Below are 20,670 nucleotides of genomic sequence, written 5' to 3'. Positions count from 1 at the left end.
ACGCGATGCATTTTCATCCGCATCATACGCTCACAGCTTCCAGCCGGAATGAAGCGCAGCGATGCCGCCCGAATAATTGGTATAGCTGACGCGGGAAAAGCCGGCATTGCGTATCATGGCCGCGAAGCTCTCCTGATTGGGGAACTTGCGAATGGACTCGACGAGGTACTGGTAGGGCTCGCTGTCACCGGTGATCATCTTCCCGAACCGCGGGATCGCCTTGAACGACCATTCGTCGTAGATCCGGTCGAGGAGCGGCAGTTCCACTTCGGAAAACTCCAGAACCAGCAGGCGGCCGCCGCGCTTGAGCACCCGGTGGGCTTCCGACAGCGCCACATCGATGCGGGGCACGTTGCGGATGCCGAAGGCGATCGTATAGGCGTCGAAAGTGTTCGGCTGGAACGGCAGTTCCTCGGCATTCGCCTCCACGAAGGTGAGGTTGTCGGAAAGGCCCTTCTTGCGGGCCCGCTCGGCCCCCACGGCGAGCATGGAGCCGTTGATGTCCAGAACGGTCGCGTGAGCCTTCCGGCCTGACGCCTCGACGATCCTGAAGGCGATGTCACCCGTACCGCCGGCGACATCCAGCACATTGAATGCGGGGTCCTTGCGCGGGTTGAGCGCGGCCACCATGGCGTCCTTCCAGAGCCGGTGAAGCCCGCCCGACATGACGTCGTTCATGATGTCGTAGCGTTTTGCGACCTTGTGAAAGACGTCGTTGACGAGGTGCTGCTTCTCGCCCTCGGCGACCTGGCGGAAACCGTAGGACGTTTCCATGCCGCCATCTGCGGAGGTGCGTGCTTCACTCATCGGAACTCCTTGTTCGTCATCCGGTCGGCGACCATAGCGAAATCGCTTTCGCCTCGCTATCTGTGCCGCATGTCGACGACGATGCGGCCGCTGGTCTCGGTCTATAGACGAGGCGGGCGGGGCTTGGAACAGGAAGTTAGATACTCATGCCGGAATTGCCAGAGGTGGAGACGGTGCGGCGCGGGCTTTCGCCGGCAATGGAGGGGGCCACCATCGACAGGCTGGAGCTTCGCCGGCAGGATCTGCGTTTTCCGCTTCCGGAGAATTTCGCCGCCGCGGTGGAGGGACGGCACATCCTCTCCTTGGGGCGGCGTGCAAAATATCTGCTGATAGAGCTCGACGGCGACCTGACCATCATCTCCCACCTCGGAATGTCCGGCTCCTTCCGGATCGAAGAAGGGTCGGGTTCGCAATTGCCGGGAGACTTCGCCCTTCCACGCTCGAAGGACGAAAAGCATGACCATGTCGTCTTCCACCTGCAGTCTCAGCAAGGTCGCTGCCGGGTGATCTACAACGATCCGCGGCGCTTCGGCTTCATGCATCGTTGGAAACGCAGCCAGCTGGATGCCTATCCCCCCTTCGTCGGGCTTGGCCCCGAGCCCACCGGCAACCTGCTCGATGCCGGCTATCTTGCAAAGCGGCTGGCCGGCAAAAGCCAGCCCCTCAAGGGTGCCCTTCTCGACCAGAGCCTGATCGCGGGGCTTGGCAATATCTATGTCTGCGAGGCGCTCTGGCGCTCGCACCTCTCGCCGCTTCGCAAATCAGGATCCCTGGTGACGCCGACAGGCAAGCCGAAGAAGGAACTCCTGCTCCTGACGGACGCCATTCGCGCGGTCATCGCCGATGCCATCGCAGCCGGGGGCTCTTCGTTGCGGGACCACATCCAGGCCGACGGTTCGCTGGGCTATTTCCAGCACTCCTTCTCCGTCTACGACCGGGAAGGAGAGGCTTGCAGGACGCCGGGGTGCAGCGGTACGGTCTCGCGCATTGTCCAGGCTGGCCGCTCTTCTTTCTATTGTGCCAGTTGCCAGAAATAGGGGAGGAGCCACCACCATGCAGGATTTCGAAACGCTGCTGATCGAGACGCGCGGCAATGTCGGGCTGATCACGCTTAACCGTCCGAAGGCGCTGAACGCCTTGAACTCGACCGTGATGCGCGAACTTACGCAGGCGCTTCGCGCCTTCGAAGCCGATACGGAGATCGGGGCGATCGTGCTGGCCGGATCGGAGAAGGCCTTTGCCGCCGGCGCCGACATCAAGGAAATGCAGCCGGTGAATTTCGTCGATGCGTACCTCGAGGACCTGCTCGGCGGCTGGGATGCGATCGCCGCGACGCGCAAGCCTCTGATTGCAGCGGTCTCGGGCTATGCGCTAGGCGGGGGCTGCGAACTTGCCATGATGTGCGACTTCATCATCGCGGCGGAGAACGCCAGGTTCGGGCAGCCGGAAATCACCCTCGGCGTCATTCCCGGCATGGGCGGATCGCAGCGGCTCACGCGGGCGGTGGGCAAGGCGAAGGCCATGGACCTCGTCCTGACCGGCAGGATGATGGACGCGGCAGAGGCCGAACGGGCAGGTCTCGTTGCCCGCGTGGTTTCCACGGAGCGCCTGCTCGATGAAGCGCTTGAGGCGGCCGCGAGGATTGCGTCCTTCTCGCGGGTCGCGGTGCTGATGGCGAAGGACGCCGTCAACAGGGCCGACGAGCTGACGCTGGCCGAGGGACTTCGCCTGGAGCGGCGCCTGTTTCAGTCCCTGTTCGCCACCGCCGACCAGAAGGAAGGAATGGCAGCCTTCGTGGAGAAGCGGAAGCCCGACTTCACCAACCGCTGAAGCAAAATGCGCGTTGACGGCGGGCGTCATTCAAGTTATATGCCGCGCTACAGTTGGGAAAGCCCGTCAAGGCTTCCTCTAATGCTCCCGAATTGCTGAAGGTTTGGTCGCTGACGACCGCGGCAACGGTGGAGTTTGGTTCGAATTCGTAGAGAGGCATAAATGGCCAATACAACTTCGGCGAAAAAGGCGACCCGCAAGATCGCTCGCCGTACCGCAGTCAACAAGGCTCGCCGTTCGCGCGTTCGCGGCTTCATCCGCAAGGTGGAAGAGGCGATTGCCACCGGTGACGTCGCAGTTGCCGCCGAAGCTCTGAAGGCGGCTCAGCCCGAGATCCACCGCGCAGCGACGAAGGGTGTCCTTCATCGCAATACCGCGTCTCGCAAGGTGTCGCGCCTGGCGGCCCGCGTGAAGGCTCTCTCGGTCTAATATTAGCAAATCAAAAATCTGTGATGAGCCTGGCCCTTGTGCCGGGCTTTTCTGATTCCGGCTTTTGCACGTCAGTTGAATGACGGAGACCGGCCGCAACGTGTCACTGCAGTGACAGAAAAAATATATATTTATCAATAGCTTGTTAGAGGTTGTCACGGCGTGCTGGTTTCGGGCTCGCTTTGAATGAGGCGAAAACCGAGTCAAGTTCTTTTTTATTTTTTCTGTGTGCGGCGGGTAATTTGAGGTGGCGTTTTTGAATCTCGTTGATTCAACAGCGATTCTCCAAAACCCGTTTCCGGTGATGCCAATCCGCTCGAAAGAGTCAACGGTCGCCAATTAATTTAGGGTAAAAATCGGCATTGATCTCCAACCCTGATCCTGCCTAAATGACTTCAGCAAGGGCACGGGGACGACTTCATAAAGGCCGCAGCCATTCGCGTTTTCATTGCGCGGAGCAGCAGCTTTTTGACCCTTGCTGCGGACTGCCATGTCCGCTTTCCATTGTAACCGAAGGTTGTGTGCCGGTTTCCGCCAGGAATCCGAACGCGATTGCTTTGTCTATGAGTGCCGACCATCTTCGGCCGAATAGTGAGGGGAGTGGAGACGGCTCTCGCCGTAACGAGGACGAGAGCCGGCAGGCATGGTCGCGAAACGTCGCGACAGGGGAAATCGATCGGCCGATGTCTCTTGGCTGGCATCGGACACGACGAAGAATGTAGGACGGATCCACGATTTCGCGGCAGCGGGTCGGGGTCCCGGGGATCGAAGATAGTCGGCGGCAGCGGTGCCGCCGGTACAAGAAGTGGAAGGCGGCAGAATAAATGCACACCAACACGGCGACGGCACGTGCGCTGAACGAGGCGGACCATGCAGGACAGGGATTCGGACCGGCATCACAGGCCCAAGAGAACAGCGCGGACATGACGCATGAAGCCCTCTTCGGTCGTGTCAAGCAACGGCTGAAGGCCCAGGTTGGGGCGGATGTATACACCAGCTGGTTCGGGCGACTGAAGCTTCATTCATTCTCCAAGAGCGTCGTTCGCCTGAGCGTACCGACCACCTTCCTGAAGTCCTGGATCACCAATCGCTACCTCGACCTGATCACCAGCCTCTTCCAGGCGGAGGAGGCCGGTATCCTGAAGGTGGAGATCCTGGTTCGGACCGCCAGCCGCAATCCGCGCCCCGCTTCTGCCGATACCCATCCCCGTGTGGCGGAGGCGGCTCTTGCCGCGGCCGTAACCAGCTCCGCCGCGCGCCAATCCGCCGTGCGCGAACTGGGCAAGATCACAACGGTTCAGGCCGGCGCGGCCACGCCGCGTCCGAACGCCGCCGCTCCGCTTTTCGGATCGCCGCTTGATACCCGCTACACCTTCGAAACCTATGTCGTGGGCCCGTCCAACCGCGTGGCCCTGGCGGCAGCGCGAACCATCGCGGAGGCCGGTGCGGGCGCCGTGCGGTTCAACCCGCTGTTCATCCACTCCGGCGTCGGGCTGGGCAAGACGCACCTTCTGCAGGCGATTGCCAACGCCGCCGTTTCAAGCGCCAGGGCGCCGCGGGTCGTATACCTGACCGCCGAATACTTCATGTGGCGTTTCGCAACCGCGATCCGTGACAACAATGCCCTGACCCTCAAGGATTCCCTGCGCAATATCGACCTGCTGATCATCGACGACATGCAGTTCCTGCAAGGCAAGATGATCCAGAACGAGTTCTGCCATCTCCTAAATACGCTGCTCGACAGTGCCAAGCAGGTCGTCGTTGCGGCTGACCGCGCCCCCTGGGAACTGGAATCCCTCGATCCGCGCGTCCGTTCGCGTCTGCAGGGCGGCGTGGCTATCGAGATGGAAAGCCCCGACTTCGAAATGCGCTTCGAGATGCTGAAGCGCCGCCTCGAAGTGGCCCAGCAGGAAGATGCCTCGCTCGACATTCCGGTCGATATCCTCTCGCATGTCGCCCGCAACGTCGCAAACAGCGGCCGCGAACTGGAAGGCGCCTTCAACCAGCTGCTTTTCCGCCGTTCGTTCGAGCCTTCGCTTTCGATCGAGCGCGTCGACGAATTGCTTGCCCACCTGGTCGGAACGGGAGAGGCCAAGCGCGTCCGGATCGAGGACATCCAGCGCATCGTCGCCCGCCATTATAATGTGTCGCGGCAGGAGCTCGTCTCCAACCGTCGGACGCGCGTCGTGGTGAAGCCGCGCCAGATCGCCATGTACCTGTCGAAGACGCTGACGCCGCGGTCCTTCCCGGAGATCGGCCGCCGTTTCGGCGGACGCGACCACACGACGGTGCTGCATGCCGTCCGCAAGATCGAGGAACTGATCTCCGGCGATACCAAGCTCTGCCACGAGGTCGAGCTTCTGAAGCGCCTGATCAACGAGAACAACGCCTGATACCAGAAGGCCGGCAGAGATGCCGGCCTTTCACTTTAAGGGGTTTCTGATCGGCGCTGTCGGAACGTCAGCAGGCCAGATCCGCGACCACGGCGTCCAGGATCAGCATGCCCTTGGGCGTGCAGCGCAGCCTCGAATTGCCGAGGCGCTCGATGAAGCCGTGTTCCAGTAACGTCTGCTCCCGCGCCGGATCGGGATCGCGTCCGGAAAGCTGTTGCCAGCGGGCAAGATCCACGCCTTCCGTCAACCGGAGGCCCATCAGCAGCAGTTCGTCGGCCTGTTCGTCGCGGCCCAGCTCTTCCTGGTCGACAAGTCCATGGCCCTGCCGCTCCACCATGTCCAGCCATGTCTCGGGGCGCCGCTCGGTCGCGGTCGCGATCTTGGACGCGCCGCGCGTCAGTCGCCCGTGCGCCCCCGGGCCGATCCCGGCATAATCGCCATAGCGCCAGTAGGTGAGGTTATGGCGGCTTTCGGCGCCCGGTCGCGCATGGTTGGAAACCTCGTAGGCGGGCAGCCCGTGCCGTGCGGTAATTTCCTGCGTCGCCTCGTAGAGGTCGGCGGACTGATCGCCGTCGGGAACCACGAGCTTGCCGGCCTTGTGAAGGCCATAGAAGGGCGTGCCTTCCTCGATGGTAAGCTGGTAGAGCGAGAGGTGGTCCACCGCATAGGAGATCGCCTGCACGAGTTCGGCCTCCCAGGCCGCGACGGTCTGCCCCGGGCGCGCGTAGATCAGGTCGAAGCTCATGCGCGGGAAGATCTCACGCGCCAGGCGGATCGCCTTCAGGGCGTCGGCCACGTCATGAAGACGGCCGAGAAACTTAAGGTCTGGATCGTTCAGTGCCTGCACGCCGAGCGATACCCGGTTGACGCCCGCCGACCGATAGCCCCGGAAACGTTCCGCCTCGACGCTGGAGGGGTTGGCCTCCATGGTGATCTCTATCCCGTCGGGCACATGCCAGTGGCGGGAAATGCCGTCGAGAATTGCGGCGACCGTGGCCGGCTCCATCAGCGACGGCGTGCCGCCGCCCAGGAATATGCTCGTGACGGTCTTCGGGCCGGCCATCTGACGCGTGGTGGCCATTTCCCGCAGGAAAGCCTGCGTGAAGCGCGGCTGATCCACCGGCTGGTGGCGGACATGGCTGTTGAAGTCGCAGTAGGGACACTTGGCCGCGCAGAACGGCCAATGCACATAGACGCCGAAGCCCGGCTCGCCGGTATCGGGCAGAAGGGTGGTGGCGAGGGTCAACGCGCTCAGCCCTCCAGGCAGGTTTCCACGAAGCGCTTGAACGCGCGGGCTCGGTGGGAAAGCGCCTCGGGTTCGCCGGGACGCCAGCCGTGTTTCTCGTCGGAACTCATCTCCCCGAATGTAAGGTCGTGGCCTTTCGGTTGAAAGACCGGGTCATAGCCGAACCCCTTGTCTCCCCGTGGCGGCCAGACGACGGTGCCTTCCACTTCGCCGCGGAAGAACTCCGTGTGGCCGTCCGGCCAGGCAAGGCAAAGCACGCTCACGAAGCGCGCGGTGCGCTGCCCGGCGGTCGTCGCCCCGCGCTCTTCGAGTGCGCGTTCGACCTTCTCCATCGCCATCGCGAAATCCCGGCTGCCGTCGTCACGTTCGGCCCAGTTGGCGGTGTACACCCCGGGTGCTCCGTCGAGCGCGTCGATGACGAGCCCGGAATCGTCGGAAAGCGCCGGAAGCCCGGAGGCCTTGGCGGAAGCCAGGGCCTTGATCCCGGCGTTCTCCTCGAAGGTCGTCCCCGTTTCGTCAGGCTCCTGAAGTCCAAGTTCCGCCGCTGACTTTGCACTGAAACCGAGCGGACCGATCAGTTCGGCGATCTCCCGGATCTTGCCGGCATTGTGGCTGGCGACGACGATCGTTTTGGTGTCGAGCTTGCGCATGGTTCCGATATCCTCAGCCGACGGACCAGAGGCCCGGTTCGGCACATTCAAGACTGTTGCCCGCGGGGTCGCGGAAATAGATGGACCGAGCCCCGCCCGGCCAGACCACGTCGCTTTCGATCGCAACGCCCGCCGCCTTGAGCGCGCCTGCGATTGCGTCGAGATTGTTGCGGGCAACCCGGAAGCAGGCGTGGCCTGCGCCTCGAGCCCCATGCGGTGGCACCTGCGGCCCATCAGGCGCAGGCGGCTTCACGGTTTCGTCGGGATTGAAGATCAGCAGCACGCCCGGCCCGCAGCGGAAGAAGACGTGGCGGTTGTCGGCGCGCACGATGCGTTCGAGTTTCAGGATGCCGGCGTAGAAGGCCTCGGCGGCATCGAGGTTCTCCGCATAGAGGGCCGTCTCCAGCATCCCTTCGATCAGCACCGCTCTCTCCTAGGCTGCGATCGCCTGCTTCTGAAGCGCCACCAGCTCCTCGGTGCCGGCCCTGGCAAGCGCCAGCAGGGAAAGGAATTCTTCCTGGCTGAAGGGTTCCCCTTCGGCGGTCCCCTGTATCTCAACGATGCCGCCCTTGCCGGTCATGACGAAATTGGCATCCGTCTCGGCGGCGGAGTCTTCCAGATAGTCCAGGTCGATGACCGACTGCCCGGCGAAGATACCGCAGGAAATCGCCGCGACATGGTCCTTGAGAACCTTGTCGACCTTCGTCATCGAACGGGCTTCCATCCATTTCAGGCAGTCGTGCAGTGCGATCCAGCCGCCGGTGATGGCAGCCGTGCGGGTGCCGCCGTCCGCCTGGATGACATCGCAGTCGATGGTGATCTGCTTTTCCCCGAGCGCGGTCAGGTCGACCACGGCGCGCAGCGAGCGACCGATCAGGCGCTGGATTTCCTGCGTGCGGCCGCCTTGCTTGCCGGCGGCTGCCTCGCGCTTCATCCGGTCGCCGGTGGCGCGCGGCAGCATTCCGTATTCCGCCGTCACCCAGCCCTTGCCGCTGTTGCGCAGCCATGCCGGCGGCTTCTCTTCCAGGCTTGCCGTGCACAGGACGTGGGTGTCGCCGAAGCGGACGAGGCAGGACCCTTCCGCATGTTTCGAAAAGTTGCGCTCGAAGGAAACGGCGCGCATCTGGTCGGTTTTTCTGCCTGAAGGCCGCATGTCATGCTCCTGAGAATTGGTAAGGCGTTCTACGGGCCTCGCCCGTCATTTGCAAAGAAAAAGGCTCGGAGCGGCCTCGTGCATCCGCAACCGTGCAGAACTTTCCGTGTGGCGAAGACATCGGCGGATGACTATATTCGTCCAGTACGAAGCAGAGAGCTCAAAGAAAAAATGGGATTGATGGGACGAAGGGAAAGCCGCGCGGTACTCGACGACCGTTCGCGCGAGATCTTCAGGAGCATCGTTGAAAGCTACCTCGAAACGGGAGAGCCGGTCGGGTCTCGAAATCTCTCGCGCCTCCTGCCCATGTCGCTCTCGCCGGCATCCGTCCGCAATGTCATGAGTGACCTCGAGGAACTGGGCCTTATCTATGCGCCGCACGTCAGCGCAGGACGGTTGCCGACCCAGTCCGGCCTGCGCTTCTTCGTCGATGCCTTCATGCAGGTCGGCGATCTTTCCGAGGAAGAGCGGACCAGCATCGACCGCCAGATCCGTCTGGAGGATCGCGACCGGCCGCTGGAAAGCCTGATGAACGACGCGAGCCGGATGCTATCCGGTGTGTCGCGCGGTGCGGGCATCGTGGTGACGACCAAGAACGACCCGCTCCTCAAGCATGTGGAGTTCATCCGTCTGGAGCCGACCAAGGCGCTCGCCGTCCTGGTGGGAGAGCACAATCAGGTCGAGAACCGGATCATCGAACTGCCTGCGGGCGTGACGTCTTCGCAGCTGACCGAGGCGGCAAATTTTCTGAACGCCCATCTGGCGGGCCAGACGCTCTTCGAGCTTCGCTCCGAGCTGGAGAAGCTGAAGACGCAGGTCCAGACCGAACTCACCGCCCTGTCCCAGGAACTCGTTGAGCGTGGCCTGGCGGTGTGGTCGGGAACGCGCGAGGACGGCAAGCCGAACCAGCTTATCGTGCGCGGCCGGGCCAACCTCCTGGAAGGCATGACCGATCTTGACGACCTGGACAGGCTGCGCCTGCTCTTCGACGACCTGGAGAAGAAGGACAGTCTTATCGAGATCCTGAACCTTGCCGAGAGTGGCCCGGGCGTCAGGATCTTCATAGGCTCGGAGAACAAGCTGTTCTCGCTGTCGGGCTCCTCGCTCATCGTGGCGCCCTACAGGGATCAGGAGGAACGCATCGTCGGCGCCGTCGGCGTGATCGGCCCCACGCGTCTCAACTATTCCCGTGTCGTCCCCATGGTCGATTACACCGCCCAGCTTCTTGCAAGGCTCACCCGCCAGCCCCGATGACATCCCATTCTTGCATCAGTCTTGATTTTTGAGGTTCGAACCTCGATATCGGGCACGACTTTGTGAACGAATACACCGGAGAAGGTCATGACCGACGAAACGAAGAAAAACGGACCTGACGCGGGCCAGCATGAAACTGCCCTGGACAGCGCTGCGGAGGCCATGGCGCCCGGCCTGCAGGATGAGGCAACGGCTGCGGGAGATGCACAGGCTGCGGAGCCGGATCCCGTCGAGACCATCAAGGCTGAAAACGCCGAACTTCGCGACCGTTTCCTGCGCATGGCCGCGGAAATGGAAAACCTTCGCCGGCGCACCGAGCGCGACGTCAAGGACGCCAAGTCCTATTCCGTCGCCGGTTTCGCACGCGACATGCTCGCCGTGTCCGACAATCTTCGCCGGGCGATCGATGCCGTGCCGGCCGAAGTCCGGGCCGCGGCCGACCAGAGCCTCACCGCGCTGCTTGAAGGCGTCGAGATGACCGAGCGTTCGATGCTGTCCGCGCTGGAGCGTCACGGCGTGAAGAAGATGGACGCAGAGGGCCAGAAGTTCGACCCCAATTTCCATCAGGCGATGTTCGAGATCCCGAACGCCGACGTGCCGAACAACACCGTTCTCCAGGTCGTCCAGGCGGGCTACACGATCGGCGACCGCGTGCTGCGGCCGGCCATGGTAGGCGTTTCGAAGGGCGGCCCGAAGGTGGAAGCGGCTGCTGCCGGAGAGAGCGAAAAGACGGGCGGTTGACCCGGCCCTGAAAAAGAGAAAGCCGCCCGCTGCCATCGGCGCCGGGCGGCTTTTTTTGTTTTGCCTTCAGCCCTGGCGATCAGGCCGCGTTGGCCTGTTCCTCGTTCAGGAAAGCATAGATGGCCGATGCGGAATCGGTCTGACGCAGCTTGGCGACCAGTTCCTGATCGCGCAGCACGCGAGCAATCCGCGAAAGGGCCTTGAGGTGGTCTGCTCCCGCGCCTTCCGGAGCGAGCAGAAGGAATACGAGGTCGACGGGCTGATCGTCGAGAGCCTCGAAGTCCACCGGCGTTTCAAGACGCGCAAACACGCCGCTGATGGACGAAATGCTGCTGAGCTTGCCGTGCGGAATGGCCACGCCATGGCCGACACCAGTGGAGCCCAGTCTTTCCCGCTGCAGGATGACGTCGAAGATCTCCCGCTCCGCAACTCCGGTGAGCTTGGAGGCCTTCGCGGCCAACTCCTGCAACAGTTGCTTCTTGGAATTCACTTTGAGGGCGGGAATAATCGCATCTTGCTGCAGCAAATCTGCCAAAGCCATTCTCTTCTTCCTTTTTACCACCGCAAGGTGGAGGGAGCGCCGTTGCCGACGCTCTCCCAGAATCGTTAGCCTTTGATATTGGTGGAGTCGATCCAGCCGATATTGCCGTCATTGCGGCGATAGACGATGTTCAGGTCCTCCTTGCCGGGGCTCCTGAACAGCAGGATCGGTTCGTCGGTCATGTCCAGAGCCATGACGGCAGTGGCAACCGACATTGTACGCAACTGCTTCGAACTTTCCGCCACGATAGTCGGCGCGAAATCCTCGGGCAGTTCCTCATCTTCTTCCGGAATGGCATCCATGACGGTATAGGCGATTTCCGCCTGCCCGTTGCCATGGGAACCCCCATGATGGTCCTTCAGCTTGCGCTTGTAGCGGCGAAGGCGCTTTTCGATCCGCTCTGCGGCGGCATCGAAGCACAGCTGCGGATCGTTGGCCTGGCCTGCTGCATGCAGGACGATGCCGGTATCGAGATGTATCTTGCAATCGGCCGAGAAACGCGACCCGGATTTCTCCACGATCACCTGACCTGCGTAGCCCCCGTCGAAGTACTTGGCCACAGCCTCGCCGATCTGATCCTCGATCCGCTGGCGGAACGAGTCACCGATCTCCATCTGTTTACCAGATACACGCACGTTCATGGATTGGTTCCTTCTTATTGTGACTTGCGTGTTTCAGTCTACGCCAACCATCCACCTCATCCAAGCGCTTCACGCGGCGCCGGGACGCTTTTAGAAGGTATGACCGAAGTGGGTAAGGGTGCTTGCTTTTGTCCGTTGCAATTGCGGCGGGCTTCTACGCCTGTGGATTGCGAAAGTCAACGCATCCCTATTTGAGGGCCCCGAGAAGGGGCCTTCCGACAGGCTTTTGTAGTCTTTAAAGTCCTTTGCCAACAGGCGGGCCGATGCTATTTGCACCCGAAACGTCAACCGATCGGACATGCAGTGAAGAACAGGGAAAAACGTACGGAGCGGAGGCCCGGGAGGAGCGGTAGCCCGCAGTCAAGCCGTCCCCGTCCTGACAGGCCGGCCAAGCCACAGAGGCAGGAAGCGGCAATCGCCGGCGGCAAGGCGGCGACCGAGCCTGCCCCGCAGCGAGCCCTCATCGCGAGGCTCGGCGAACGGCCCCCGGAGCGGGTCCCGGTGATCCTGGAATCCTCCGGCGCGGGAGACTTTCACCTCATCGACAGCGGCAACGGCCTGAAGCTGGAACAGTACGGCCCCTATCGGATCGTCCGGCCCGAGGCGCAGGCTCTGTGGCAGCCGTCACTTTCCGCCGCGGAGTGGCAGAAGGCTGATGCCGTCTTCACCGGAGATACCGACGAGGACGGTATCGGGCGCTGGCGCTTTCCCAAGGAAGCGCTGGGTGAAACCTGGCCCCTGACGCTGCTCGGGGTCGATTTCCTCGGTCGCTTCACCTCGTTCCGCCATGTCGGCGTGTTCCCGGAACAGATCGTCCACTGGGAATGGATGAAGCGGCAGGTCGAGGCTGCGGATCGTCCGCTCAAGGTGCTGAACCTGTTCGGCTACACCGGAGTGGCTTCGCTCGTCGCAGCCGCTGCCGGTGCGGAGGTGACCCATGTGGATGCATCGAAGAAGGCGATCGGCTGGGCTCGCGAGAACCAAGCATTGTCGCGCCTTGATCGGGCCCCGATCCGCTGGATATGCGAAGACGCCATGAAGTTCATCCAGCGGGAGGAGCGCCGCGGCAACCGCTACGACATCATTCTTACCGATCCGCCGAAGTTCGGCCGTGGTCCAAACGGCGAGGTCTGGCATCTGTTCGAGCACCTGCCCGTGATGCTGGACGTGTGCCGTGAACTTCTGTCACCACGTGCTGTCGGGCTGGTACTGACTGCCTATTCCATCCGGGCGAGCTTCTACTCTATTCATGAACTGATGCGCGAAACGATGCGCGGCGCCGGCGGATTGGTGGAATCCGGCGAGCTGGTGATCCGCGAGACAGGCATCGACGGCAATGCTTCCGGCCGCGCCTTGTCCACGTCTCTCTTCAGCCGCTGGGTGCGCGAATGAACTACGACAATAACAAAGGCGGCTCCGGCCGCGTCGGCCAGGTCAAGGAGGTCACCAGCCTCTCCAACCCGATCGTCAAGGACATCAAGGCCCTCAGCAACAAGAAGGACCGCGAGCAGAGCGGAACCTTCATGGCGGAAGGGCTGAAGCTCGTCATCGATGCCCTGGAACTCGGCTGGACGATCCGCATACTCGTCTACGCCAAGGCGGCCAAGGGAAAGCCCCTCGTGGAACAGGTCGCCGCCCGGACGGTCGCCAAGGGCGGGCTGGTGCTCGAAGTGAGCGAGAAGGTTCTTTCCTCCATCACGCGGCGGGACAATCCGCAAATGGTTGTGGGGATTTTCGAGCAGCGCTGGGCGCCGCTCAATGATCTGCAGCCCGCGAAGGGGACGACCTATGTGGCGCTCGATCGCGTGCGCGATCCGGGCAATCTCGGCACGATCATCCGTACGGCGGACGCGGCCGGGGCCTCCGGGGTGATACTCGTCGGCGAATGTACAGACCCCTTCTCGCTTGAAACCGTTCGCGCCACGATGGGATCGGTCTTCGCAGTACCGCTCGCCAGGGCGACGACGGAGGAGTTCTTCGCCTGGCAGAAGCGCTCGGGGGCGCAGGTGGTCGCGACGCACCTGGCCGGCGCCGTCGATTACCGGACGGTTGATTACGACAAGAAACCGACGGTCCTGCTGATGGGCAACGAGCAGTCCGGCCTGCCCGAGGCGCTCGCCAAGGCGGCTGATCGACTGGTCCGCATTCCGCAGCAGGGCAGGGCCGACAGCCTCAATCTTGCGGTGGCGACCGCCGTCATGCTCTTCGAGGCCCGCCGACACCTCCTGAAACTCGAGGATGCGAAATGACTGCGGCGAACCCGTCCATGTTCTCCCGGCCGCTCGTGATTGCAGCGCTGATTGTCCTTGCCGTCCTGCTGGATCAGGCGATCAAGCTTGCGGTGGAGCACTATCTGCCGCTCGAGGAAGCCGTTCCCGTGCTTCCGATGCTGGCGCTCTACCGTACCTATAATCTTGGTGTGGCATTCTCCCTTCTCTCCGGAATGGAGCGGGAGTTCATCGTCGGCATGCGGATAATCATCGTCGCCTTCGTCTTCTGGCTGTGGCGCCGGACGCCCGCGGAGCGGTGGCTCGCCCAACTGGGCTTCACCCTCATTGTCGCGGGAGCCATCGGCAACCTGATAGACGGTTTCGTCTACGGGCACGTGATCGACTACATTCTCTTCTATACGAGCACCTGGTCCTTCGCCGTCTTCAACCTCGCCGACAGCTTCATTTCCGTCGGGGCCGCTCTCGTCATCCTGGACGAACTCGTCGGTGCAAGGGCGTCCCGCGCCCGCACGAAAGAGTAGAAATCTCTCGGCCCTGCGGCGGCGGCCCGGCCATATGCCCGCGCCGGGAGCAGGGCGAGGAGGCGGGCACGCGCCCTTGTCGAAGGAACTGCATTGACGACGGGTGCCGCTGGAACCTATTGTGACAGTTGCTGTCATTTTTCTGTTGCGGGAAGATGATTAGACGGCGGTGAATTGGACCTGCGGGGCAAATCACCATGGCGCTAGACCTTCTGAAGCATGACGTGAACGCGAACCCCACCCACATCGTGGTTCAGCATCCGGCCGACGAGATTCTCGGGCGGATCGGCAGCCTTGAGACCCGCCTGGCCCGAACCGCGCGGGAAGTGGATGCGGCACAGGCTGTCCGCTACCGCGTCTTTGTCGAAGAGATGAAGGCCCAGCTGCCGCCAGAGGCCATGCGCCTGCGCCGAGACATCGACGCCTTCGATGCCATCTGCGACCATCTTCTGGTGGTCGATCGCTCTGTCGACGGCGAGATCGAGGAACAGATCGTCGGTACCTATCGCCTGTTGCGCCATCAGGTGGCGACCGCCAACGGCGGCTTCTACAGTGCCTCGGAGTTTGACCTTGCACCGCTTCTGGCACGTCATCCGGACAAGCAGTTCATGGAACTCGGCCGCTCCTGCGTGCTGCCGGCCTACAGGACGAAGCGCACGGTCGAGCTTCTCTGGCAGGGCAACTGGGCCTATGCGCTGAAGCACGGCATCTCCGCCATGTTCGGCTGCGCATCCTTCCCGGGCGTTCGCCCGGAGGAGCACGCGCTGGCGCTGTCATTTCTCCATCATAACGTGAATGCGACGGGTGAATGGGCCGTCCAGGCCCGGCCGGAACTTCGGCGGGATATGGATCTCATGCCGCGGGAAGGCGTGAATGCGCGCAAGGCGCTGGCGGCGATGCCGCCGCTGGTGAAGGGCTATCTCCGCCTCGGCGCCATGATCGGAGACGGCGCCGTGGTCGACGCCGCCTTCAATACGACCGACGTGCTGGTCGTCCTTCCGATCTCCGCGATCTCTCACCGCTATATCAACTATTACGGTGCGGACGCCGGACGCTTTGCCAGTTGATCGCTAAGTGCCGGCGTTGTAGGCGGCGATCGCCGCCATGTTCACGATGTCGGAATCCTTGGCGCCCATCGAGGTGATCTGCACCGACTTGTCCAGCCCCACGAGCAGCGGGCCGATCACCGTCGCGGCACCCAGCTCGGCCAGCATGCGCGTCGAGATCGACGCGGAATGGATGGCAGGCATCACCAGCACGTTCGCGGTTCCGGAGAGGCGGCAGAAGGGATACTGTTCCATCCGCTGCGGGTTGAGTGCCACATCGGCACCCATCTCGCCGTCATACTCGAAGTCCACGCGGCGACGGTCGAGGATTTTCACGGCTTCCCGCACCCGTTCGGAACGTTCCCCGGTAGGCTGGCCGAAGGTGGAATAGGCGAGGAGCGCGACGCGCGGCTCGTATGCCATGCGGCGCGCGACGCTCGCTGCCTCGACCGCGATATCGGCGAGTTCCTCGGCGGTCGGCATGTCGTGAACCGCGGTATCGGCGACGAACACCGTCCGTCCGCGGGACAGCGCAAGCGATACGCCGATGACGCGATGGCCGGGCTTCGTGTCGATGCAGCGGCGGATATCCTGCAGCGCCGTTGCATAGTTCCGGGTTGTCCCCGTCACCATCGCATCCGCATCGCCGACTGCGACCATGGTCGCGGCAAAATGGTTGCGGTCATTGTGGATCAGGCGCTGCACGTCCCGCAGCAGGAAGCCCTTTCGCTGCAGGCGTTCGTAGAGATAGTCGACATAGGCGTCCACGCGCGTCGAAAGGCGGGCATTGACGATCTCGATGTTCGGCCGGTCGAGATCGATTCCGGCCTTTTCCGCGGTCGTGCGGATGACGTCGTCGCGTCCGAGCAGGATGGCGGTGCCGAGCTGGTGATGGGCAAACGAAACGGCCGCCCGCATGACCTGCTCTTCCTCGGCCTCGGCGAACACGACGCGCTTGGGGAAGCGACGCACGCGCTCGTAGATGCCCTGTGTCGTCGCCGCGATCGGGTCGCGTCGTGCCGACAGTTCGCGCGCATAGGCGGCAAGGTCGGGAATGTTCTTCTGCGCGACGCCGCTTTCCATGGCGGCTTGGGCAACCGCGACCGGAATGGCCGAGATCAGTCGCGGATCGAAGGGCACGGGAATGATGTACTGCGATCCGAATATCGGGCGGTTCCCCTGATACGCTGCGGCGACATCGTCCGGCACGTCCTCGCGGGCCAGGCTCGCGAGAGCCCGCACTGCGGCGATCTTCATCTCGTCGTTGATCTGCGTCGCCCGCACGTCGAGCGCGCCGCGGAAAATGTAGGGGAAGCCTAGAACGTTGTTCACCTGGTTGGGGTAGTCGGAGCGGCCGGTCGCCATGATCGCGTCGTCGCGGATGCGGGCGACTTCCTCCGGCGTGATCTCCGGGTCGGGATTGGCCATCGCAAAGATGATCGGCCTGTCGGCCATCGATCGGATCATCTCTTCGGAGAAGGCGCCCTTCTGCGACAGGCCGAAGACGACATCGGCACCGTTCATCGCCTCAGCGAGCGTCCGCCTGTCCGTTTTGACGGCATGGGCGGATTTCCACTGGTTCATGCCCTCGGTGCGGCCCTGGTAGATGACGCCCTTGGTGTCGCAGAGGATGATGTTGTCCGCGTTGAAGCCCATCGCCTTGATGAGTTCGACGCAGGCGATCGCGGCCGCGCCGGCGCCGTTGCAGACGAGGCGGGTGGTGCGGAGGTCCCGTCCTGTCAGCTCAAGCGCGTTGACGAGGCCCGCTGCCGCGATGATCGCGGTCCCGTGCTGGTCGTCATGGAAGACCGGGATATCCATCAGTTCGCGAAGGCGGCTCTCGATGATGAAGCATTCCGGCGCCTTGATGTCCTCGAGGTTGATGCCTCCGAACGAGGGGCCGAGGAACCGCACGCAGTTGACGAACTCGTCGACATTCTCCGTGTCGACCTCGAGGTCGATGGAATCGACATCGGCGAAGCGCTTGAACAGCACGGCCTTGCCTTCCATGACCGGCTTCGAGGCCAGCGCACCCAGATTTCCCAGTCCCAGGATGGCGGTGCCGTTGGAGATCACGGCCACCATGTTGCCGCGCGCCGTGTAGTCGTAGGCGGTGGCGGGATCGGCGGCGATCGCCTTGACGGGAACGGCGACGCCCGGCGAGTAGGCCAGTGACAGGTCCCGCTGCGTCGCCATTGGCTTGGTGGGAGTGATTTCAAGCTTGCCGGGTCGGCCTTCGGCATGAAAGGCAAGCGCTTCGATCTCCGTTACCGACGTGCGCGATCGGGTGGCCTTCTCGTTCAGGGGCATTCTTCCTCCCAGCTTCCTGTGGGCAGCCGTTGTTACGGCCGCGGCAGCTGTTGTATTTCCGGGGCCAACATCGATAGTGTTGCCAATTCCCCTGCGCAACAAAAAACCGGTTCCGTGACGCAATTTGAAAGATTCTCCATCGACGCCCTGACCGCCGCCGAACTGGCCACGGCGGAAAGCCGCGCATCGGCCACGCCGATGATGGAACAGTATATCGAGATCAAGGCGAACAACCCGGGATCGCTCCTGTTCTATCGGATGGGAGATTTCTACGAGCTCTTCTTCGAAGATGCGGTGGAAGCGTCGCGCGCGCTCGGGATCACGCTGACCCGGCGAGGGCAGCACATGGGTCAGGACATCCCGATGTGCGGCGTCCCGATCCACGCTGCCGACGACTATCTTCAGAAGCTGATTTCGCTAGGCTTCCGGGTCGCGGTTTGCGAGCAGGTCGAGGACCCGGCGGAAGCGAAGAAGCGCGGCTCGAAGTCGGTGGTGAAGCGCGACGTCGTCAGGCTCGTGACGCCGGGGACCCTGACCGAGGAAAAGCTGCTTTCTCCCTCGGAATCCAATTACCTGATGGCGCTTGCCCGTATCCGCGGCGGCGCTGAACCGCAGCTGGCGCTCGCGTGGATCGACATCTCGACGGGCGTCTTCCGGCTCGCCGAGACCGATCAGTCGCGGCTGCTTGCCGACATCCTGCGGATCGACCCGCGCGAGTTGATCGTGCCGGACACCATGTTCCAGGACGCCGACCTGAAGCCGGTTTTCGACGTCCTGGGCAAGGTCGCGGTCCCGCAACCGGGCATCCTCTTCGACAGCGCGAGCGCCGAGGGACGTATCGTCCGCTATTTCGGCGTCGGCACCCTCGACGGTTTCGGCAGCTTTTCCCGCGCGGAACTGGCGGCGGCGGCAGCGGCGATCGCCTATGTGGAGAAGACGCAGATTGCCGAGCGGCCGCCGCTCGGCATCCCCGAGCGCGAAAGCGCCGCATCCACGCTCTTCATCGACCCTGCCACGCGCGGCAATCTCGAGCTGACCCGGACCCTTTCCGGAGATCGGGAGGGGACCCTCCTGAAGACGATCGATCGTACCGTGACGGGCGGTGGCGCCCGCCTACTCGCCGAAAGGCTGATGTCGCCGCTGACCGACCCGTCGCAGATCAACCGCAGGCTGGACTCTATATCCTTCCTGATCGAGGAACCTTCGCTGTGCTCCGAACTTCGTGCGGCCTTGAAGCATGTTCCCGACATGCCGCGGGCGCTTTCCCGTCTCGCGCTCGACCGCGGCGGCCCGAGGGATCTCGGAGCCATCAGGCGGGGGCTTGAGGTTTCGCGTGCCGTCGCGGCCTTCCTGGAAAAGTCCATGCTGCCGGAGGAACTCGGCGCGGCGCTCGAAGACCTCCGGTCGCTGCCCGAAAATCTGGAGCAGCAGCTCGGGGAGATGTTGGCCGACGACCTGCCGCTCCTGAAGCGCGACGGAGGGTTCCTGCGGGAGGGGGCCGACGCTGACCTGGACGAGGTGCGCGCCCTGCGCGACCAGTCCCGCCGGGTCATCGCCGGGCTGCAACTGCAGTATGCCGAGGAAACCGGCATCCGCTCCCTCAAGATCAAGCACAATAACGTCCTGGGATATTTCATCGAAGTCACCGCCGGCAATGCCGGTCCGATGACCGAGGGGCCGGAGGCCAAGGCGCGCTTCATCCATCGCCAGACCATGGCGAATGCGATGCGCTTCACCACGACCGAGCTTGCGGACCTGGAAAGCCGGATCGCTAATGCCGCGGATCGCGCGCTGGCAATCGAGCTGGCGGCCTTCGACCGCATGGTCGAGGCCGTGACCGGCAATGCCGAAGCGATCAAGAAGGGTGCCCGGGCAATCGCCGTGATCGACGTGGCGGCGGGCCTTGCCCTCCTGGCCGAAGAGTGGGGCTATCGCCGGCCGACGGTGGACGCTTCTCGGATGTTCGCCATCGAGGGCGGCCGCCATCCCGTCGTGGAGCAGGCGCTTCGGCGGCAGTCGGAAGGGCCCTTCATCGCGAATGACTGCGACCTCTCGCCGTCGGAGGACGGGGAATTCGGCGCGCTCTGGCTGCTGACGGGCCCCAACATGGGCGGCAAGTCGACCTTCCTCCGGCAGAACGCGCTGATTGCCGTGCTCGCCCAGATGGGTTCCTTCGTGCCCGCGGCCTCCGCGCATATCGGCGTGGTAGACCGGCTCTTTTCGCGTGTCGGCGCTTCCGACGACCTCGCCCGCGGCCGGTCGACATTCATGGTCGAGATGGTCGAGACGGCGGCGATCCTCAACCAGGCGACGGACCGCTCGCTGGTCATCCTCGACGAGATAGGGCGCGGAACGGCGACCTTCGACGGCCTTTCCATCGCATGGGCGGCGGTCGAGCACCTGCATGAGGTCAATCGCTGCCGCGGGCTCTTTGCGACGCATTTCCACGAACTGACGGTCCTGTCGGAGAAGCTGAACCGGCTTTCCAATGCGACGATGCGGGTCAAGGAGTGGGACGGCGAGGTGGTCTTCCTCCATGAAGTCGGCCCCGGTGCCGCAGACCGCTCCTACGGCATCCAGGTCGCCCGCCTTGCCGGCCTTCCGGCCTCCGTTGTGGCCCGGGCAAGGGACGTTCTGACGAAGCTGGAGGATTCCGACCGGAAGAACCCGGCCAGCCAGCTGATCGACGACCTGCCGCTGTTCCAGGTGGCCGTCCGGAGAGAGGAACATCGTAAGGCAGGGCCATCGAAGGTGGAGGAGGCGCTGAAGGCCATCAATCCCGATGACATGACCCCGCGCGAAGCCCTTGAGGCGCTCTATGCGTTGCGCAAGGAATTGCGGAGCGAATAGAGACAGTGTGAACACCGCATGATGATA

19 protein-coding genes are annotated in these 20,670 nt (G+C 63.2%); 11 read left to right on the top strand and 8 right to left on the bottom strand.

Annotated elements, in window-relative coordinates:
* Positions 1-30 precede the first annotated feature (30 nt).
* Positions 31-807, bottom strand: a complete 777-nt coding sequence (gene ubiE / locus ACWGPT_RS03455; RefSeq protein ID WP_452604187.1) for a bifunctional demethylmenaquinone methyltransferase/2-methoxy-6-polyprenyl-1,4-benzoquinol methylase UbiE — start codon at positions 805-807, stop codon at positions 31-33.
* Between the two features lie 146 nt (positions 808-953).
* On the opposite strand from ubiE, the gene mutM reads away from it, so the two are divergent.
* From mutM to dnaA, 4 genes are all read left to right on the top strand, one after another.
* A complete protein-coding gene (gene mutM / locus ACWGPT_RS03450) occupies positions 954-1,844 on the top strand; it encodes a bifunctional DNA-formamidopyrimidine glycosylase/DNA-(apurinic or apyrimidinic site) lyase (protein WP_452604186.1) in 891 nt (296 codons plus the stop codon).
* Positions 1,845-1,860: 16 nt separating this feature from the next.
* Positions 1,861-2,637, top strand: a complete 777-nt coding sequence (locus tag ACWGPT_RS03445; protein WP_452604185.1) for an enoyl-CoA hydratase — start codon at positions 1,861-1,863, stop codon at positions 2,635-2,637.
* Positions 2,638-2,799: 162 nt separating this feature from the next.
* Positions 2,800-3,066, top strand: a complete 267-nt coding sequence (gene rpsT / locus ACWGPT_RS03440) for a 30S ribosomal protein S20 (RefSeq protein WP_452604184.1) — start codon at positions 2,800-2,802, stop codon at positions 3,064-3,066.
* 824 nt (positions 3,067-3,890) lie between these two features.
* Positions 3,891-5,459, top strand: coding sequence for a chromosomal replication initiator protein DnaA (gene dnaA / locus ACWGPT_RS03435; protein ID WP_452604183.1), 1,569 nt, complete (start codon positions 3,891-3,893; stop codon positions 5,457-5,459).
* Positions 5,460-5,526: 67 nt separating this feature from the next.
* Here the strand turns inward: dnaA and hemW are convergent, their stop codons facing one another.
* The 4 genes from hemW to rph are packed head-to-tail and all read right to left on the bottom strand — an operon-like array spanning position 5,527 to position 8,508.
* Complete coding sequence (gene hemW / locus ACWGPT_RS03430) at positions 5,527-6,714, bottom strand: radical SAM family heme chaperone HemW (RefSeq protein WP_452604513.1); 1,188 nt, start codon at positions 6,712-6,714, stop codon at positions 5,527-5,529.
* Positions 6,711-7,355: an RdgB/HAM1 family non-canonical purine NTP pyrophosphatase gene (rdgB, locus tag ACWGPT_RS03425; protein WP_452604182.1), complete on the bottom strand. Its 645-nt coding sequence runs from the start codon at positions 7,353-7,355 to the stop codon at positions 6,711-6,713. The genes hemW and rdgB overlap by 4 nt, the downstream gene beginning before the upstream one ends.
* A gap of 13 nt (positions 7,356-7,368) precedes the next feature.
* Entirely contained in the window at positions 7,369-7,764 is a 396-nt protein-coding gene (locus ACWGPT_RS03420) for a VOC family protein (RefSeq protein ID WP_452604512.1), read from the bottom strand.
* Between the two features lie 24 nt (positions 7,765-7,788).
* A complete protein-coding gene (rph, locus tag ACWGPT_RS03415) occupies positions 7,789-8,508 on the bottom strand; it encodes a ribonuclease PH (RefSeq protein WP_452604181.1) in 720 nt (239 codons plus the stop codon).
* A gap of 171 nt (positions 8,509-8,679) precedes the next feature.
* On the opposite strand from rph, the gene hrcA reads away from it, so the two are divergent.
* Positions 8,680-9,762, top strand: coding sequence for a heat-inducible transcriptional repressor HrcA (hrcA, locus tag ACWGPT_RS03410; RefSeq protein ID WP_452604180.1), 1,083 nt, complete (start codon positions 8,680-8,682; stop codon positions 9,760-9,762).
* 87 nt (positions 9,763-9,849) lie between these two features.
* Entirely contained in the window at positions 9,850-10,503 is a 654-nt protein-coding gene (gene grpE, locus ACWGPT_RS03405; RefSeq protein WP_452604179.1) for a nucleotide exchange factor GrpE, read from the top strand.
* 79 nt (positions 10,504-10,582) lie between these two features.
* Here grpE and ptsN read toward each other — a convergent pair whose 3' ends face one another.
* Positions 10,583-11,044 (bottom strand): PTS IIA-like nitrogen regulatory protein PtsN, encoded by a 462-nt coding sequence (ptsN, locus tag ACWGPT_RS03400; protein WP_452604178.1) that lies wholly within the window; start codon positions 11,042-11,044, stop codon positions 10,583-10,585.
* 65 nt (positions 11,045-11,109) lie between these two features.
* The gene (gene hpf, locus ACWGPT_RS03395; RefSeq protein WP_452604177.1) at positions 11,110-11,685 is read right to left on the bottom strand and encodes a ribosome hibernation-promoting factor, HPF/YfiA family; all 576 of its coding nucleotides are present in this window, start codon (positions 11,683-11,685) and stop codon (positions 11,110-11,112) included.
* Positions 11,686-11,988: 303 nt separating this feature from the next.
* Here hpf and ACWGPT_RS03390 point away from each other — a divergent pair, with 303 nt between their 5' ends.
* The 4 genes from ACWGPT_RS03390 to ACWGPT_RS03375 all read left to right on the top strand — a co-directional run bounded on the left by ACWGPT_RS03390 (position 11,989) and on the right by ACWGPT_RS03375 (position 15,504).
* Positions 11,989-13,077 (top strand): class I SAM-dependent methyltransferase, encoded by a 1,089-nt coding sequence (locus ACWGPT_RS03390; RefSeq protein ID WP_452604176.1) that lies wholly within the window; start codon positions 11,989-11,991, stop codon positions 13,075-13,077.
* Entirely contained in the window at positions 13,074-13,934 is an 861-nt protein-coding gene (locus ACWGPT_RS03385) for a TrmH family RNA methyltransferase (protein WP_452604175.1), read from the top strand. Before ACWGPT_RS03390 ends, ACWGPT_RS03385 begins: the two co-directional genes overlap by 4 nt.
* A complete protein-coding gene (gene lspA, locus ACWGPT_RS03380) occupies positions 13,931-14,437 on the top strand; it encodes a signal peptidase II (RefSeq protein ID WP_452604174.1) in 507 nt (168 codons plus the stop codon). The genes ACWGPT_RS03385 and lspA overlap by 4 nt, the downstream gene beginning before the upstream one ends.
* Before the next feature lie 197 nt (positions 14,438-14,634).
* Positions 14,635-15,504, top strand: a complete 870-nt coding sequence (locus tag ACWGPT_RS03375) for a GNAT family N-acetyltransferase (protein WP_452604173.1) — start codon at positions 14,635-14,637, stop codon at positions 15,502-15,504.
* 3 nt (positions 15,505-15,507) lie between these two features.
* Here ACWGPT_RS03375 and ACWGPT_RS03370 read toward each other — a convergent pair whose 3' ends face one another.
* Positions 15,508-17,793: an NADP-dependent malic enzyme gene (locus ACWGPT_RS03370; RefSeq protein ID WP_452604172.1), complete on the bottom strand. Its 2,286-nt coding sequence runs from the start codon at positions 17,791-17,793 to the stop codon at positions 15,508-15,510.
* A gap of 198 nt (positions 17,794-17,991) precedes the next feature.
* On the opposite strand from ACWGPT_RS03370, the gene mutS reads away from it, so the two are divergent.
* The gene (gene mutS / locus ACWGPT_RS03365) at positions 17,992-20,643 is read left to right on the top strand and encodes a DNA mismatch repair protein MutS (RefSeq protein WP_452604511.1); all 2,652 of its coding nucleotides are present in this window, start codon (positions 17,992-17,994) and stop codon (positions 20,641-20,643) included.
* Positions 20,644-20,670 lie beyond the last annotated feature (27 nt).

This window comes from Pseudorhizobium sp. NPDC055634, from assembly GCF_053618655.1.
Note: the sequence above shows the minus strand (reverse complement) of the source record. Positions and strands in the feature narration are given on the sequence as shown.